Source organism: Pedobacter sp. Bi126 (assembly GCF_918698245.1).
Lineage (GTDB): Bacteria > Bacteroidota > Bacteroidia > Sphingobacteriales > Sphingobacteriaceae > Pedobacter.
This window is the reverse complement of the sequence record NZ_CAKKMS010000002.1, coordinates 486,233-501,459: the sequence shown is the minus strand read 5'-3', so window position 1 is coordinate 501,459 and position 15,227 is coordinate 486,233. Positions and strand designations below refer to the sequence as shown.

The following is a 15,227-nucleotide window of genomic DNA, read 5'->3' as shown; positions in this document are numbered from 1 at the left end:
CTATGCAAATATTGAAAACAGTAACACAAAAACATTTACCAAATGGTAAAAAATGCCTTTAATGGATACTACGGCGTATACGGCTTAACGATTGCTGGGTAACGCCCAGGTAAGAGGCCACATAGGAAAGCGGAATGCGGTTAATGAGGTTCGGGAAAGCTTTAATGAAGGATAGGTAACGCGTAGTAGCGTCTTCTGATATCAGCGGACTGCGCCGCTCCATGGCCAGCGTAAGGCATTTTTTCACCATCTTTGCCTTCATCATTTCCCATCCCACAATGGTATTGGATATCTCATCCCAATCCTTTTTATTAAAAACAAGCACTTTGCAGTCGGTAACAGCCTGTACATATTCCGAGGCCGCCATCTGCGATTCGAACTTTTCGTTATCGACTACAAAATTGCCTTCGTCCACAAAATAATTGGTGATCTCTTCGCTCTTGTTGTTATAATAACAAAAGCGGAACACACCTTCCACCACAAAGGCCACATAACGGGGGATTTTTCCGGCTTCCGACAGGTATTCGTGTTTTTTGAATTCCAGCATTTCAACCTTGCTCAGCAAAAATTCGATCTGCTGTTTGTTCAGGTCACCAAATTGCAGGATAAGATTAATCATCGCTTCCATGATGTAAAGATAGTGTATAGCGTAAAGCAGTAAATTACCATTTGGTAAAAAAATGAGATGGGCCGGTCAAATCGAATAAGTCATTAGAGCAGGTTTTCCTGCACCGCCTGATTGACAGTTTGGGCTTTTCAAGCAAAATCTCTTTGAAAATATTTCGTTATTTTGGATTAGAGTTTTTGCAGTAATTAAGCTAAAACATATAAAATGAAATATATTATCATCTCCCACTTCTACTACTTTTTTTTCGCAAGAGAAACATATTAAAAAAGAAAAGTGGCATTGGAATAACAACAAAATAAAACAAGATACAATTGCAGGTTATTGTCAGGTTCTAAAAGTAGATAATGTCCTATATATTTCGGGCGCCGTAACAACTGATATTGAAGAAATGAAAAAGCTCAACTATGTCAGGAAAAAGTTTTATTATAATGACTTTCCTGCTGCTACCTGGTTGCAGATACAGAGATTGTATATGGCAAAGGCAAAATTGGAAGTTGAGTTGATAGCACACTTGCCTAAATAATATTAACCTACGGCTGCGATTGCGCTATATCTGTAACCGGAAAAAGTAAGTGATTTCTGTTATTGTATACCCGTATCGTGACAGTTGGTAAGTTATATTTATTAGCTATTATCAATAAAGTTTGGCTTGCGCTACGGTTTTTCGATTTCATAATATCAAGTTTTATCTAGCTAAATTTTGAAAACCTGTTTTCAATATCTGTTATCCATTTCACTCTTTTTTCCTGACTGACTGCTTTTACCATATTATAGCTTATCCATTTAAGATTTTTGTAACCCATAGTTTTGAAGACACTTTTTATCATTGCTTTCTTAATTAAATTTCCAATGATTAAGGAATACATGATTTTGGGCTTGTTCATCGTAGTGATGACAGTTACACCTTTAAGATTTTTTAAAAGTGGTATTAATCCAAAACCTCTGGGATGATGGTCATAGACAACTCCGGGGGTGAGTACCCTGTCAACGAATCCTTTAGTCATTGCAGGCATCAAATCCCACCAGATCGGGAAAATGAAAATCAGGTGGTCTGCCTTTTCCAAACGTTCGTTATAGGCTATTACCTGTGGGTCAACAGGCTTGTGTTCCACAAAGGCCTTTAAATCTGCCTTTGACATTACCGGATTAAATCTATCATTATCAAGATGCATCAGGTCAACTTCATGATTTGCATCTTTAAGACCGCTGGTTACAGCATTTAAAATTGCATTACCAAAGCTACCCTCATAGGGATGGTTAAATACTATTACTACTTTCATTCTCTGCTTTGCTTATTTTTATACTGCAAAATTGAGAAGTAGTAAATACCTGAACGATAACAATTGTAAAGAAATCAGTATTTTATCGTCTGTTTCGTATCCTACTTAATGAAACAGAAGTAATGCCTAAATAGGATGCGATATAATGTTGTGGGATGCGCTGGATAATATGGGGGTGTTCTTCAGCAAGCTCTTTGTAGCGTTGCTGGGGGTTATTTTTAAGATAGGAATAGAAAGTTTTCTGAGATTGCAAAAGGCGTTTGAATAAATGCTCCTGCATTTTCTCTTTCAATTGAGGCGAATTTTCCAAAGTGTTTAGAAATTCTTGTTGTGTAATCGTCTGTAAGATACAAGGCTCTATGCTTTCAATGCTATACAAGCTTGGCTGATTTGCCATGAAACTTTCAATGGAAGAAATCTTGCCGCCCTCAAAGAAAAACTGAGTAGTAATTTCTCTGCCGTCATTATTGACCCAGGTCCGAAGACAGCCTTTTTCAATAAAGAACATTGTCCTGGAAATTTGTCCCTCACGTAAAAGAATCGTTTTGGCAGGGACTTCCTGCCGTTTAAAAAAATGTTTGAAAGTGTCCCACTCGTTTGTCATTGTGTACAGTTGATTTAGGATTGCTACTAATTTGTTTATAAATGTTACAAATTACAAAATTTATGTTTAAGAAGCCTAGAAACCATATTTGGGCATCTAAGCTGCTTTGATTTATTTACCGTATATGCTCATTAAAAAATCTTTTAAAGAAATCGGACTTCTGCCTAGTAATTGTTCGACATCACTTTTGTTGGTTTCGAACTCTCCTTTGGCTATCGCGCCAGCGAACCTTGACAGATACGCTGCATCATCTTCAGGAACCCCCTGCTGCCTAAGCTGGGCGATATATGACGGTATATCAGTTTGGTTATAAGCTATCCTTGTCTCTGTGATTTCTGATATTAGATCAGCAATTTCAGCGAAGGAAAAAGCGGTCTCTGCAGCGAGCACATATTCTTTGTTCTCATGCCCAGAGGTAGTCAGTACCACAGCTATAGCTTCAGCCATTTCTGGTATCGGCAAAAAAGGTGTCTTTCCCTTTCCGGCAGGGATGGAAATACCTTCATCCAATATATTATTTCCGGAAATAATGGGGATCAGGTCAGCATAAAGTGTATTATCCATCAAAGTATAGGGTACGGCTGCCTGTTTTAGATAATCACTGGTGTCTGCATGGTACTGAACATCTCCAGCCATTATACTTTGACGCAGATCTTTCATATCAAAACTGGTATAGATAATATGACTAACCCCAGTTTCCTTTGCAGCATTAATTACGTTTTTATGCTGTTCAAACCTTTGAGCTATTTCCGATGAAGATGATATCAACAGTAATTTGTCCACATCCCGGAAGGCACTTTTCAAAGAGTCAAAATCCTGATAGTCACCAATCCTTACTTGGATGCCTTTTGACTTAAAATCTGCCGATTTGGATTCGTCCCTTACCAATGCGGCAATATTGTCTTTGGATATGCCTTTATTTAATAAAGAATTAATGGTGGCCTTGCCTAAATTACCAGTTGCACCTGTTACTAAAATCATAGTTTTTGTTTTAAGATAAATAAGAATCAATTACTTTTGTCCAGGCAAAGAAACTGAAATCGATACGATAAACCACCCTACCTCGTCGTTAACAGAATAAAAAGTGGTAACCTTAACGTAACAAATGGAAAACAACTTAAATCATGCTTACTGTCCTGCTATAGAGACGATAGCACTGCTCGGAGGACGTTGGAAAGTCATTATTTTGCATGTGCTTTCCAAAGGTGCCAGGCGTTTTGGGGAAATTAATGTTCGGATACCCGCTATATCAAGAAAAGTATTAACTGAACAATTGAGAGAACTTGAAACCGATGGCTTGATCAGCAGGAAAGAATACAAAGAACTTCCACCGAGGGTAGAGTACGCACTCACAGCATATGGAGAAAGCCTTTGTCCATTGTTAGCCTATATATCGGCATGGAACAATGAAAAAGTTTAAGATGATAGCTGGGTCTTCTATAGCAATCTTAGATTAAATGCACAACAGCGGTTTCAGTGATCAGATTTTTTACTATTGAGATTGTCTAGGAGGAAGAAAACCTTTCCCTTGTAGGTTCGAGACTGCTTCAGGTGCATTGAAAAACTTTCAGGTGATCTTTTTGAGATAAATTTATGGCATCCCTATCGGCCGGGCTTTCCGCTGTATCTCCCAGATTGGGCGGATGCCACTGCAATCCATGATGCAAAAAAAGTATTTTATCGGCTAATGTGTGCTTGATATCTGAGCTAACCAACCTTTTTTATGCAGCCAATAATGAATGATGGGAATTACCAATAATACATCACGCTAAACAGAATTATATAATAAATTATCTCTTATGGATTTCCAAATCAAAGTTGGCAGGAATCGTTAGAAAAACTGATTAAATTGGTAGAGCCAGAAATACCTGAAGGTTAATTCGTTTATGATTGGCAGCTTAGAAAATGGGGCGCCAATGCGGTGAGGAACAAAAGCCTATCCCGGCTTTCGGGGAAGCAACCTTTCCTGGTGCGATAAAATTGCTTCATCCGATAAAAAATCGGCCTCGCAATGACGATCCATCTATACTGATCAGCTCACCTCCTTTTTTAAGAGGCATAGATATGCCTATATTACATCAGGTTAACCTTCGATAAATCGGCACCTAAACCTTTGAGTGAAGCATAGGTTAGCTTATCCATCGTTGCCCCTTCGAAGCAGATCGTTTTAATGGCTTTGTAATATTTGTTCGTCAGGGCGAATGTAGAGCGGAAAGAGACATTTTTAAGGGTTGCACCTTTAAATGTAGTTTCGTTAAGTGCTGCGTTGTGAAACAGCACCCCTATAAAAGTCTGCCCATCCAAACGCAGTCCACGCAGATCGGAATAGTCAAAGTCTACCCCCTCAAAAACACAGTTTTCAAAAACCGTTTTCCTTAAATCGGTCTTGCTCAGCTTTACCTCAATGAGTTTGGTATTACTGATTTTCGCCCCAGCCAGTTCTAAAGCATAGAATTTTGTACGCACCAAAATGGCCTGATCAAAATTAGTGGCTGTTAGATCAGTAGCCGACAAGCTGCAATCGGTGAGGTTTGCAGCTTGAAAATTGGCCTCACGTGCATCACTACCCAGAAACGAACTCCCAGTCAGGTCAGCACCAGTGAAATCTGAGCCACGTAAATTACTCCCGTTAAATTTTAGCTTATGCGCAATAACACCAGCAAAATCGGTTTTGGCCAGATCGTTCCCGCTAAAATTGGTCAATAGCTGAGGCTGATGTAAATCTGTTAAACTGCTTACCTCTGGTATTGTCTCTTCAACCGCACTGATGGCATTTGCAGAAGAGTGGTTTTCTGAAAAATAATTGAGGTCTACATCAAGAATCTTGGTGAGTTGGTTTAAGGTAATAATATCTGGCATTGATTCTCCCCGCTCCCATTTTCCAACGGCCTGTGGGCTTACAAATACATGTCCGGCAAGTCCGGCCTGAGACATGTTTATTTTTTTTCGTGCTCCGGCAATTTTGTTGCCGATCATTTTTGCATCCATACGTACTGTCTTTTTTAATCTTTCGACATTGCAAATGTAGCCGGCCTGTTAGCCAGATTCAGCAAATCAGCCGATCATTATAGTTGTAATTACGCTACTTTTTGTTGCTTTTTAACAACAGTAAATTGTATTTAAGCCACGAGCGAGTTTCTAAAAGCTTTAAGGCTTAATCCCCTTTGTGATTTGAAGAATTTATTCAAATGGCTTTCGTCCGTAAACCCCAACTCATATGCAATTTCATTGATCCGCATGTTACTGAAACGCAAACGTGCCTCAACCAGTTTAATCCTTAAATTGGCAATATATTGCTGAAGTGTTTCGTTGGTATGTTTCTTGAAATATTTACCAAAATAATTCTCAGAAATACCAAACTGGCTGCTCAATTTTTCGGCCCTTAATTTCTCCGGGTTATAAATATTAGCCTGAATATAGTTTAGTAAGGCCAAGGTTTTCTCTTCGGCATCTTCTTTAATGGCAGCAGGCAGGTATTTGGCAATATTCCGGGCTACCACAACAATCATCGTATCTACCATTTTCGCAATTAACTCTTTGTTATACAGATCGCGGTTTACATATTCAGCCATCATTGCATCAATAAGCGACCGAATAAAAGGTTTATCTGAGAAGTTTTTTAAGATACAGCCCGGTTGATGACTGGCATTCTGCAGAATATATTCCATCCGCTGTACATCATCGGTACGAAAATCCTTCGATCGGATATATACATTCCCAAAACGGAGAAAGAAAAATTCGGTAGTGGTTTCTATCTCAAACGAATGGCAATCTTCAGGCGTAATGAGAAACATATGGCCGGCAGAGTAATCAAATTTATTGTTATTGATACATTGTTTTCCCGTACCTGATAAAATGTATACCAGTTCGAAAAATAAATGTTTATGCCCTTCTTTCGGACATTCATCAAGCTTTTTATAAACGATTTCAAAAGGTTCGTATAGGGTTTCTTTATTCATTTTGTATTAAACCATAGCGCAAATTTACCAATTAAAAGCTAATTTATACTGAATTATAACGTAATATCAGTTTATATTTGCCTTACAGAAATCATAAAAATTGATATTAATATAAAGACACCATGAAAGCTATAGGATTTAAAACCTCACTACCCATTTCGGCTGAAGAAAGTTTTATCGAATTTGAAACAGCTGTTCCACATCCCAGCGGACGCGATATACTGGTTAAGATAAATGCAATCAGTGTAAATCCGGTAGATTATAAGATACGCCAGAACAGTGCTAAAGATACTGTACTGGAAACGCCGAAGGTGATTGGCTGGGATGCTACCGGAACGGTAGAAGCTGTTGGAGAAGCGGTTACTTTTTTTAAGCCTGGCGATGCGGTTTATTATGCAGGCGACCTTACACGAAGTGGCAGTAATGCAGAATATCAATTGATAGATGAACGTATTGTGGGCTTAAAGCCAAGTACACTCAGCAATGCTGAAGCTGCTGCCATGCCCCTAACTACGCTTACCGCATGGGAATCGTTATACGATCGTATCCGCATCAGCGAACAAAAAGATAAAGGAAAAAGTATACTCATTATTGGAGGTGCCGGTGGTGTAGGTTCAATTGCCATACAGCTCGCAAAAAAAATAAGCGGACTAAAGGTAATTACCACAGCTTCGCGTACAGAAACGAAAGAATGGTGCCTGGCTATGGGAGCCGATTTGGTGGTAGACCATAAAAACCTGGTTGAAGAAATACATGCAGCAGGTTACCAGGAAGTAGACTTTGTACTAGATTTTGTTGATTTAAATAGCTATTGGGATGCCATAGTAGAATTGATCAAACCTCAGGGACACATTGTTTCCATTACCGGTTCAGCCACTCCTATTGCGCTGAATAAGTTAAAAAACAAAAGTGTTACTTTTTCATGGGAATTGATGTACACCCGTTCGATGTATCAAACTGGCGATATGGAAGAGCAACACCATATTTTAAACAAACTTGCCGAACTTTTTGACAATGGCACGCTTAAAACCACTTTAAACACCACAATGAAAGGATTTACAGCACAAAATCTAAAAGAAGCTCATCGCTTATTAGAAAGCGGAAAAACAATTGGTAAGGTTGTAATCGAATATTAGGAATTAAAGATATAGGCGGTACCGTAAATATCGGATTGTAATCCTGATAAATCAGTTTTTAGAAAACAATGGATTGATTGGAAACCATGTAGTGCTCATGAATGCCTTTGAAGAGAAGAAAGCTTATGAATCATCATAATGCCTTGGCAGGGCCTTGTCGGTTGCATTAAGATTCCCGCCTGCGCGGGAAAGACGACCGATTTTCAGAATCTGTTTATGGTAGCTTGTAGAAAGACAAGTTTAAATACTTAATTAATCGTTCCACACGATAGGATTTTCATCGGAAGGCTCATCGTGACTGATTCGGACCGATTTTAAATTATGTTACTGTCTTTATTGCTTACGATAGCATGGAAACAAGAAAAGGCTACTCCTTTCGGAGCAACCTTCCCGTATTTTTGATCGATAAAATAAATTGGGCGGGTTATTTTTTCCCGCTCATATCCATAAAGATGGATTTAATCCCTTCCAAAAGCTCTTTGCTCTCGCTTGCCAGCACCAATGGAAACCATTCGTCTGTGTGCAATTCTATCACATGCTCATGGATCAGGTAATGCCTGCCAGATCTAACCCTTCGCCGATTGCCGGGAATGATTGTTCCTGATAACATTTTGATTATAATTTTCGTAATCATCCTGATGTATTTCGGAGAATCCTCATATTTGCAATCAATAAAAAGGATCCACAATCCGTTCATCGTATTGTATTGTATACTTGCTTTCATTTATGAAGCTTATTAAAGATGATTACTAAGGAATACCCGTTTTATAAACTGAAGCCCCAGGCGATTCTGAAGCCTACAAAGTTGTTCGTATGGTCGCAGTGATAGAATTTGCTATTGCTTTCATAGCGTAATCCTGCATCGATATAATTATTGTTGTGCAGATAAAATATCATTCCTGCCTGTGGCGCATATACAAATGCTGCTTTTTTGCCCTCAACACAATTTGTTTTATTTAAAAGGAAGGAAAAACCTATCTCCGACTGCAGATAAAGATTACTTCTATAGAAATATTTTAAGCCAGCTTTAACTGGTACAAGCTGTAAATCATCTACCAGGCGGGAATAATTGCCCGATACAAAAATGTTATTGAATCCGGTATTTACCGAGGCATATAAAATGCTTTCGGTAATGGGAAATTCTGCCTGAACGGAAACGCCAAGCGGTGCCTCGTACTTTTTGGCCAAATAGCCAGTAGCCAAACCTGTTTCAATACCAACAGAATACCGGATACCTGTACCACCATAAACCTGCGATTGTGCTTTGGCGCCTTGAAAAGCAAACAATGATAACAGTAGAGTTAGTGCGTTAATTTTTTTCATGATTTCGAAATTTTAGTGAATAGAAATCCATCACCATAAAGCGTGCTTATGGTGAATTATTTAGAGAGATACTATAAAAAAAGGGAGAGTTCACCGGGATGGTAAACCCTAAGAAGATATGGGTTTAAAATAAATAAAATACCAGCGATGGCTTAAGAAATAGATCGATTGTTATTTCTTGGCATAGTATGATGTGCAACCGTTTCTGAAACACCCTTATCTATGTTGTTATTGCTTAATATTTCGTTGTATTTTTCAAGTAACTTGATGTATTTATTCATCCAGAAGTATACAGAATTCGCATCACCTTTGGTTTGATCCCCTGTATGTGTATCAAAAGCTTCATGGATATAGTTACTGTTTTTAGCAAAAGTTTCGGGTAGCTCAACAGAAAAATCGTGACCGATTACGGTACCCACTTTCCAAATGATTTCAGGGTTTAGACTTTTCTGATCAAACCAATTGTAAATAGTTCTTCTACTTACATTTAATTTCCGGGATAATTCACTTATCCCCATTCTATCTCTGCGTACAACACGCTCAAGAACTTGGCCTACATTTAAACTCATAGCAGTTAATTTAATTTAAAATAAAACATTTAAATTCTATCAACAATCTGGGACGACTATTACTATTTAGTGCAATTTAATAATTATTTCATGAACAAAAGTAAAATAATTACATTAGGGTATTTTTACGGTAATCAATTGGCTACCAACAGGTCTAATTCTTCAAATCTTGAATTATTACTGATGTAATCGGGTATAATTTCTTTCATTTTCTTCACCATATTCAAATCGTTGCCATCGTTATTCAGCACGATCAGATCTTTAATAATCTGATTAACGTACAAATAATTGTAAGCTACTTTCTGTGATATTTTAATTTTCGGATGATGGGTAGGTATAATTTCTTCATCAATAAGCAAAAGCTCTTCATAGAGCTTCTCTCCCGGCCTTAAGCCTGTAAACACGATATCGACATCCACATAAGGTGTTAAGCCCGCTAATTTGATCATATTTACAGCCAAATCGACAATCTTAACTGGCTTACCCATATCGAAAAGGTATATCTCTCCTCCTTTACCCATTGCTCCAGCTTCCATTACCAATTGAACGGCTTCCGGAATTGTCATAAAGTAGCGGGTAATTTCCGGATCGGTTACCGTTATAGGGCCTCTTTTTTCTATCTGGCTTTTAAACCTTGGAATAACAGAGCCATTTGAGCCCAAAACATTTCCGAAACGGGTAGTTACAAAGCGGGTGCGCGAAGCTTGTGTGGTAATTTCGCCAGTTGAAATAATCTCAGGACTGTTTAGTGACTGAATATAAATTTCGGCCAAACGTTTAGATGCCCCCATTACATTAGTAGGCTTAACGGCTTTATCGGTAGAAATCATTACAAACTTCTCTACGCCAAATTCCATTGATATATCGGCCATGTTTTTAGTGCCCAGTACATTGGTTAAAATGGCCTCGGCCGGATTATTTTCCATCATGGGAACATGTTTATAAGCCGCAGCATGGAAAACAATTTCAGGTTTGTAGAGTTCGAACAATGTTCTGATCCGGTTTAAATTCTGCACATTGGCCATAAATATCTTCACGTTCGCCTCCTGGAAGTTATCTTCCAGTTCGAGTTTTAAATCGTGAAGCGGTGTTTCTGCCTGGTCGCAGAGAATTACAGATTTAGGATTGTACTGTAAGGCCTGCCGAACAATCTCCGATCCGATAGAACCCGCAGCGCCTGTAACTAAAATACATTTACCGCTTAAATCTTTCAGAATATTCTTTTTATTGAGCTTAATCGGTTCACGTTCCAGCAGATCTTCAATTTTCAGGTCGCGTAATTGGTGCGAATCCAACTTGCCATACAACCATTTATCTGATGGTGGCACCATAATTACTTTCATACCCTCGTTAACACAGATATCGATAATTTTCTTTTTGTTTAAAGTATTTAATGCATCTTCTGCAAAAAGTATCTTTTTTATATTGTGTTTTTCTTTTAATAATGCTACTGAACAAGAGTGGTATACCTTTTTCTGCTCGAGATATTTATCAACCCGATCTCTGTTATCATCAACAAAGCCAATGATGTTCAGGTTAGAATCTCCGTTCTGTTCTATTGCTTTTTTGATGAGGATCGCTTTTTTTTCCGATCCATAAATCAGAATATTCTCTTTGGTTTCTGATTTGAGTTCTTTGAAAAATAAAAACACTCCTTTTACCAAAATACGCATGAGAATAAGCAGCGATGAGGAGATAAAAAAGTTCAATATCAATGCCTTATCCATTTGATGCCAAAGCAATTGAAAACGTTGCGAAAGTATTTTATTTACACAAACAAAGAGTAAACTGGTTACAAAAACCGCAAGAAAAACCCTCAAAATATCTTCGGTATTGGAATAACGGATAATACCGGTGTGTATTCTTAGTGAAATGAAAACACCTGCAGCGATGGAACAATAAAGTGCCACATAAACAGCGTTGCCTGAGTTAAAAACGTCGGTGTAGCTTAATGTATTGGTTAATACAATGGATATAAATAATGTCCATACAACGATCATCTGATCAATCAATAAAATTAACCACCTTGAGTGTGCTCTGTCTGGAAAGAAGAAATTTTTCATAATTGAGAATCATTAAATATTTGTTTAAAATTTATTGAGGTATCATTCTATAGAGGGGGAAAAAGTCTACATCTGTATGTATCTGGTTACCCGATTTTTCTACTAGTTGATTATAAACAGCTTTATTGGCAATAAAACGCCAACTGCAATAATCTAAAACCATATTTGAAAAACCCAGTTTCCATTCAAAGAGCGAATCTTCTTTATAACCAAGTCCGCCACCTAAATGGTAGTATTTCATCTTCCACTTACGGCCTAACTCACTAATTTCATCGACCAAAAATTTAGCAGGAGAATTTTTAAGATAATTAACATTTGTGGCAATTAAGTGGCCCTCTATAATGCCTTTGGTACACATAATTATACTGCCACAAACTAAATCATCGTTTGCATAAACCAGGATTAACTTACAGTCGAATTCTTTAGCCTGAACAAGTTTGGTAAAGTATTCTTCAGTAAAAAGATAAAAATCAGCAGCATTAATACGGTTCATATTAGATTGATAGAGTTTTGTGAAAGCAGCGATATCTTCCTGAGTAGTAGCCTCTACAGCAACATAACCAAACCTTCTACATTTTTTAATGCTATCTCTTGTTGTTTGCCTATACTGTTTGCGTTGCTCTTCTGTACTTTGTTGTAAGTTAATGGCAACTGTTTTTCCATTTTCATATATGCTATCCGTTTTTTGTAACAGTATATTTTGATCAAAAAAAGGGTGAAGCCTGGAGAAAACAGAAACGTAGCTGCCTTTACATAAGAATGCTGAAAAAGCATTTAAAAAATTTCCTTTCAAAACATCGCTCATATCGGTAAATTTCAGGTTAGAAACAGGGCCTGAATATCCGTAAACGCAATGCAGATCGTAATATGGTGTATCCTGTATTGCACGTTCCAATAAAGGCATAGCGATAAAACTATTGGCTTCGCAATACACAAATAAAATGGGTCTTCCGTTGGTTGCCATAGCATGGTAGTGCCAGGTATGATAAAAATCATAATCGGCAGCCAAGCTAATATACTTTACCCAATCGTCTTTTTGCGCTAAAGTTAATTGCAAAGTAGTGCCCGTAGCATTATTTTCAATCAGCATATCCATTTTATTAAAAGAAATAATAATTAATTACGAAGCAACTACAGGACTACGGTAGAGTGGAAAAAAATCAACAGTCGAAAAAGGATCAAGGGATCTTTCGTTTAAAAGTGTATTGTATAATTCATTATTGGCAATATACCGCCAACTATTAAATTCGAAACATAAATTAGAGAAACCCATCTTCCAACCAAAAAGGTTGTCTTCTTTAAAATTAACACCGCCTCCCAGGTTAAAATATTTATAACCCAATTGCCTGCCAATTACGGTAATTTCGTCAGTTAATAATTTAGCTGGCGATTCGAACAGGTAAGCGGTTCTGGTAGCCAAAAGGTGCACCTGCATAATTTCTTTGGTACAAACTACAATGGCGCCTGATATGGCTATCCCATCTTTATACACCAAAAAAAGCTTGCTATCAAATTCATCAGAAGAAAGTAGTGCAACGAAATAGGCATTATTAAAAAGGTAATGATCTTTTGCGCCTATTCGAATCATATTTTCGGTATATATTTCAGAAAATATACCCGCATCATTAATATCGGTAGAAATTCTGACTTCATAATCGCGCTTTCGCAATCGTCTGATTTTTTCTTTTACGCTTTTTCGATAACCCGCCCGTTGACTTTCAATGGTTGTGGTTAAATCGATCGCCACTGTTTTTCCATTGGCATATACGCCAGAAAACTTCTCCATTAACCTTTCCTGATTAAAAAACGGGTGCAATCTGGAAAAAACGGTTACATTTTGACCAGTTTCGAGATACGCTATGAATGTATTTTTAAAGCGTTCCATAAAATCATCGTTCAAAGTATTGAAGTCCATGTTTGAAATAGGCCCTGTATATCCATAAACCGATGTAAAATCAAAAAAATCGGAACCAGGGATGTTTCTCTTCAAAAGTGGGAAGGCAATGTAATTTTCGCCTTCCTCATACACAAACAGTATAGGTAAACCACTTTTATCTAAAGAGTGATAATACCAGGTGTGATAAAAATCGTAATGCAAAGCACGCTTTACATATGCAGACCATTCTTGTTTATCATCAATTGTAATAATCTTTCTCATTTTTGAGCTATTAAATTAGGGTAGATTTAAAGTAAATAGTTCAGTTTTAAGCAAGTAAAACAGAAGAATTAATTACCATTTTTATGAAATCTTCCTGCTGTGAAACAGGTTGAAAGCCTACTTTTTTATAAATAGAATAAGCAGCCAGGTTATCTGAATGTACTTCTAAGAAAATGTATTTAAGGTTAAGGTTATAAAAGGCATATTTTAACAACATTAAAGAGGCGTTATAACCTATGCCCTTCCCCCAGTATTTCTTTTCGCCGATAAATAGGTGAAATTCTGCACTATCGTTTTCGATATCGAGCAACTGAATATTGCCAATGTATTCATTTGTATTTTTTACACAGATGGCAAAACGTTTTTCGTTGGTCAGATTTAGTTTATTTAATAGCCATTGTTTTTCAACTTCGGCACTAATTGGATCTTTTAACACAAATTTGGTGTACGACCACACTTCAGGATCGTTTCTCCACTTGTACGACACGTCAGCATCTTTTAACGCTAATGGCCTTAAGTAAATCTGAGTGTTCATATGAGCGGTTTTAAAGCTTTAACAATGACTTTCATATCCGCTATGCTGTAGCGGTGATCAATTGGTAACGAAATAAGATGTTTAGCCAAAAAGTATTCATAACTATCAACATGTGCCCATTCATAAACATTTGGCCAATAGGTGGCTACAAATATTTTTTGATTGATGAGCTGCTGTTTAATAGAGGGATTTTCTCCCAGAAGTGGGTAAACCATCGGCACATCCTCTTCAGAAAAATTTAGCCTCAAAATATTTTCCTTTCCCAGGTGCTCATCCAGATAAGCAAAGTTCTTTCTTCTGATATCGGCACACTTATCGTAATCGATGCTGGAAAGAATGGTTTTTGTTAATACCGACATCTTTTTGATTTCGTTATTGCACAGCTGCTTGTTGTTTTCTATATAATCGGCATACCCTTCTTCAATATTGATATCGATACTTTTAATCAGGTGAGCAAACCGGTCTGTTGATTGATCTTGTTTTAAATTTAAACCCAATGTTTTAGAGATATTAAGATAGGCACCATCGGGTACACCGAAAAACTTGCGGCATGAGTAGAAGGTATCGCAATTGTTTACCGGCTTAGAAAAAAATGCCTGGGCATTGTCTATAATCAGGTTCTTGATTTTTTTAGCTAGCATTTTAACGGTTTCCGTTTTAAGTCCGAAGTAATTGGTGTAAAGGAAGCAACAATGTTCGCCTATTTCAAAATCTATTACCGGATCTAAATCTTCGTCTATATGATAAAAGTGATACTGTACATTTAGCTTTTGTAGCGGTTCTAGCAAAACCTCGCAGGTATAGTATGGAAGATATATGGTGGAGTATTTTCTTGTCCTTAACACATACTCCAGTGCATTTCTGCCTGTATTAAGTGCAATTAAATCAGGATAATAAAGCTCCCCTTTTGATAATTCCAACGGGATGTAGCCACCAATTGTTTTGGGTGAGTGCGTTTCTGTTTCCATTGTT

General features: G+C 37.4%; 16 protein-coding genes. 2 read left to right on the top strand and 14 right to left on the bottom strand.

Going from position 1 to position 15,227, the window contains the following annotated elements; genetic code table 11:
* Positions 1-58: 58 nt before the first annotated feature.
* The 4 genes from LQ201_RS07335 to LQ201_RS07320 form a co-directional block, all read right to left on the bottom strand.
* Positions 59-628 carry a Crp/Fnr family transcriptional regulator gene (locus LQ201_RS07335; protein WP_230140690.1) on the bottom strand — a complete coding sequence of 190 codons (570 nt, stop codon included), beginning with the start codon at positions 626-628 and terminating at the stop codon, positions 59-61.
* A 689-nt stretch (positions 629-1,317) separates the two neighbouring features.
* Positions 1,318-1,908 (bottom strand): NAD(P)H-dependent oxidoreductase, encoded by a 591-nt coding sequence (locus LQ201_RS07330; protein WP_230140689.1) that lies wholly within the window; start codon positions 1,906-1,908, stop codon positions 1,318-1,320.
* 82 nt (positions 1,909-1,990) lie between these two features.
* The gene (locus LQ201_RS07325; RefSeq protein WP_230140686.1) at positions 1,991-2,512 is read right to left on the bottom strand and encodes a Crp/Fnr family transcriptional regulator; all 522 of its coding nucleotides are present in this window, start codon (positions 2,510-2,512) and stop codon (positions 1,991-1,993) included.
* A gap of 111 nt (positions 2,513-2,623) precedes the next feature.
* Positions 2,624-3,493 carry an SDR family oxidoreductase gene (locus tag LQ201_RS07320; RefSeq protein ID WP_230140684.1) on the bottom strand — a complete coding sequence of 290 codons (870 nt, stop codon included), beginning with the start codon at positions 3,491-3,493 and terminating at the stop codon, positions 2,624-2,626.
* Positions 3,494-3,617: 124 nt separating this feature from the next.
* Between LQ201_RS07320 and LQ201_RS07315 the strand changes: the two genes are divergently transcribed.
* A complete protein-coding gene (locus LQ201_RS07315; protein ID WP_230140682.1) occupies positions 3,618-3,932 on the top strand; it encodes a helix-turn-helix domain-containing protein in 315 nt (104 codons plus the stop codon).
* A 653-nt stretch (positions 3,933-4,585) separates the two neighbouring features.
* Here the strand turns inward: LQ201_RS07315 and LQ201_RS07310 are convergent.
* Together LQ201_RS07310 and LQ201_RS07305 are read right to left on the bottom strand one after the other, a co-directional pair.
* Positions 4,586-5,500 (bottom strand): pentapeptide repeat-containing protein, encoded by a 915-nt coding sequence (locus LQ201_RS07310; RefSeq protein WP_230140680.1) that lies wholly within the window; start codon positions 5,498-5,500, stop codon positions 4,586-4,588.
* A 131-nt stretch (positions 5,501-5,631) separates the two neighbouring features.
* Positions 5,632-6,471, bottom strand: coding sequence for an AraC family transcriptional regulator (locus tag LQ201_RS07305; protein ID WP_230140679.1), 840 nt, complete (start codon positions 6,469-6,471; stop codon positions 5,632-5,634).
* Positions 6,472-6,593: 122 nt separating this feature from the next.
* Here LQ201_RS07305 and LQ201_RS07300 point away from each other — a divergent pair, with 122 nt between their 5' ends.
* Complete coding sequence (locus LQ201_RS07300) at positions 6,594-7,607, top strand: zinc-binding alcohol dehydrogenase family protein (protein ID WP_230140677.1); 1,014 nt, start codon at positions 6,594-6,596, stop codon at positions 7,605-7,607.
* Between the two features lie 424 nt (positions 7,608-8,031).
* Here LQ201_RS07300 and LQ201_RS07295 read toward each other — a convergent pair whose 3' ends face one another.
* The 8 genes from LQ201_RS07295 to LQ201_RS07260 all read right to left on the bottom strand — a co-directional run bounded on the left by LQ201_RS07295 (position 8,032) and on the right by LQ201_RS07260 (position 15,223).
* Positions 8,032-8,331 carry a hypothetical protein gene (locus tag LQ201_RS07295; protein ID WP_230140675.1) on the bottom strand — a complete coding sequence of 100 codons (300 nt, stop codon included), beginning with the start codon at positions 8,329-8,331 and terminating at the stop codon, positions 8,032-8,034.
* A gap of 41 nt (positions 8,332-8,372) precedes the next feature.
* Entirely contained in the window at positions 8,373-8,930 is a 558-nt protein-coding gene (locus LQ201_RS07290; RefSeq protein ID WP_230140666.1) for a hypothetical protein, read from the bottom strand.
* A gap of 152 nt (positions 8,931-9,082) precedes the next feature.
* Entirely contained in the window at positions 9,083-9,499 is a 417-nt protein-coding gene (locus tag LQ201_RS07285) for a helix-turn-helix domain-containing protein (protein ID WP_230140664.1), read from the bottom strand.
* A gap of 134 nt (positions 9,500-9,633) precedes the next feature.
* Positions 9,634-11,562, bottom strand: a complete 1,929-nt coding sequence (locus LQ201_RS07280; RefSeq protein ID WP_230140662.1) for a nucleoside-diphosphate sugar epimerase/dehydratase — start codon at positions 11,560-11,562, stop codon at positions 9,634-9,636.
* Positions 11,563-11,593: 31 nt separating this feature from the next.
* Positions 11,594-12,652 (bottom strand): GNAT family N-acetyltransferase, encoded by a 1,059-nt coding sequence (locus LQ201_RS07275; protein WP_230140660.1) that lies wholly within the window; start codon positions 12,650-12,652, stop codon positions 11,594-11,596.
* Positions 12,653-12,682: 30 nt separating this feature from the next.
* Entirely contained in the window at positions 12,683-13,720 is a 1,038-nt protein-coding gene (locus LQ201_RS07270) for a GNAT family N-acetyltransferase (RefSeq protein ID WP_230140658.1), read from the bottom strand.
* A 46-nt stretch (positions 13,721-13,766) separates the two neighbouring features.
* Positions 13,767-14,255: a GNAT family N-acetyltransferase gene (locus LQ201_RS07265; protein WP_230140656.1), complete on the bottom strand. Its 489-nt coding sequence runs from the start codon at positions 14,253-14,255 to the stop codon at positions 13,767-13,769.
* On the bottom strand, positions 14,252-15,223 hold the full coding sequence (locus LQ201_RS07260) for a hypothetical protein (RefSeq protein ID WP_230140655.1): 972 nt from the start codon (positions 15,221-15,223) through the stop codon (positions 14,252-14,254). The genes LQ201_RS07265 and LQ201_RS07260 overlap by 4 nt, the downstream gene beginning before the upstream one ends.
* Positions 15,224-15,227: the final 4 nt, after the last annotated feature.

Excerpts from the sequence above, each read along its gene's own strand:
- LQ201_RS07305 (WP_230140679.1), bottom strand. The coding sequence starts at position 6,471 with ATGAATAAAGAAACCCTATACGAACCTTTTGAAATCGTTTATAAAAAG.
- LQ201_RS07330 (WP_230140689.1), bottom strand. The coding sequence starts at position 1,908 with ATGAAAGTAGTAATAGTATTTAACCATCCCTATGAGGGTAGCTTTGGT.
- LQ201_RS07280 (WP_230140662.1), bottom strand. The coding sequence starts at position 11,562 with ATGAAAAATTTCTTCTTTCCAGACAGAGCACACTCAAGGTGGTTAATT.
- LQ201_RS07260 (WP_230140655.1), bottom strand. The coding sequence starts at position 15,223 with ATGGAAACAGAAACGCACTCACCCAAAACAATTGGTGGCTACATCCCG.
- LQ201_RS07315 (WP_230140682.1), top strand. The coding sequence starts at position 3,618 with ATGGAAAACAACTTAAATCATGCTTACTGTCCTGCTATAGAGACGATA.
- LQ201_RS07320 (WP_230140684.1), bottom strand. The coding sequence starts at position 3,493 with ATGATTTTAGTAACAGGTGCAACTGGTAATTTAGGCAAGGCCACCATT.
- LQ201_RS07285 (WP_230140664.1), bottom strand. The coding sequence starts at position 9,499 with ATGAGTTTAAATGTAGGCCAAGTTCTTGAGCGTGTTGTACGCAGAGAT.
- LQ201_RS07270 (WP_230140658.1), bottom strand. The coding sequence starts at position 13,720 with ATGAGAAAGATTATTACAATTGATGATAAACAAGAATGGTCTGCATAT.
- LQ201_RS07310 (WP_230140680.1), bottom strand. The coding sequence starts at position 5,500 with ATGGATGCAAAAATGATCGGCAACAAAATTGCCGGAGCACGAAAAAAA.
- LQ201_RS07290 (WP_230140666.1), bottom strand. The coding sequence starts at position 8,930 with ATGAAAAAAATTAACGCACTAACTCTACTGTTATCATTGTTTGCTTTT.
- LQ201_RS07325 (WP_230140686.1), bottom strand. The coding sequence starts at position 2,512 with ATGACAAACGAGTGGGACACTTTCAAACATTTTTTTAAACGGCAGGAA.
- LQ201_RS07295 (WP_230140675.1), bottom strand. The coding sequence starts at position 8,331 with ATGAAAGCAAGTATACAATACAATACGATGAACGGATTGTGGATCCTT.
- LQ201_RS07335 (WP_230140690.1), bottom strand. The coding sequence starts at position 628 with ATGGAAGCGATGATTAATCTTATCCTGCAATTTGGTGACCTGAACAAA.
- LQ201_RS07300 (WP_230140677.1), top strand. The coding sequence starts at position 6,594 with ATGAAAGCTATAGGATTTAAAACCTCACTACCCATTTCGGCTGAAGAA.
- LQ201_RS07265 (WP_230140656.1), bottom strand. The coding sequence starts at position 14,255 with ATGAACACTCAGATTTACTTAAGGCCATTAGCGTTAAAAGATGCTGAC.
- LQ201_RS07275 (WP_230140660.1), bottom strand. The coding sequence starts at position 12,652 with ATGCTGATTGAAAATAATGCTACGGGCACTACTTTGCAATTAACTTTA.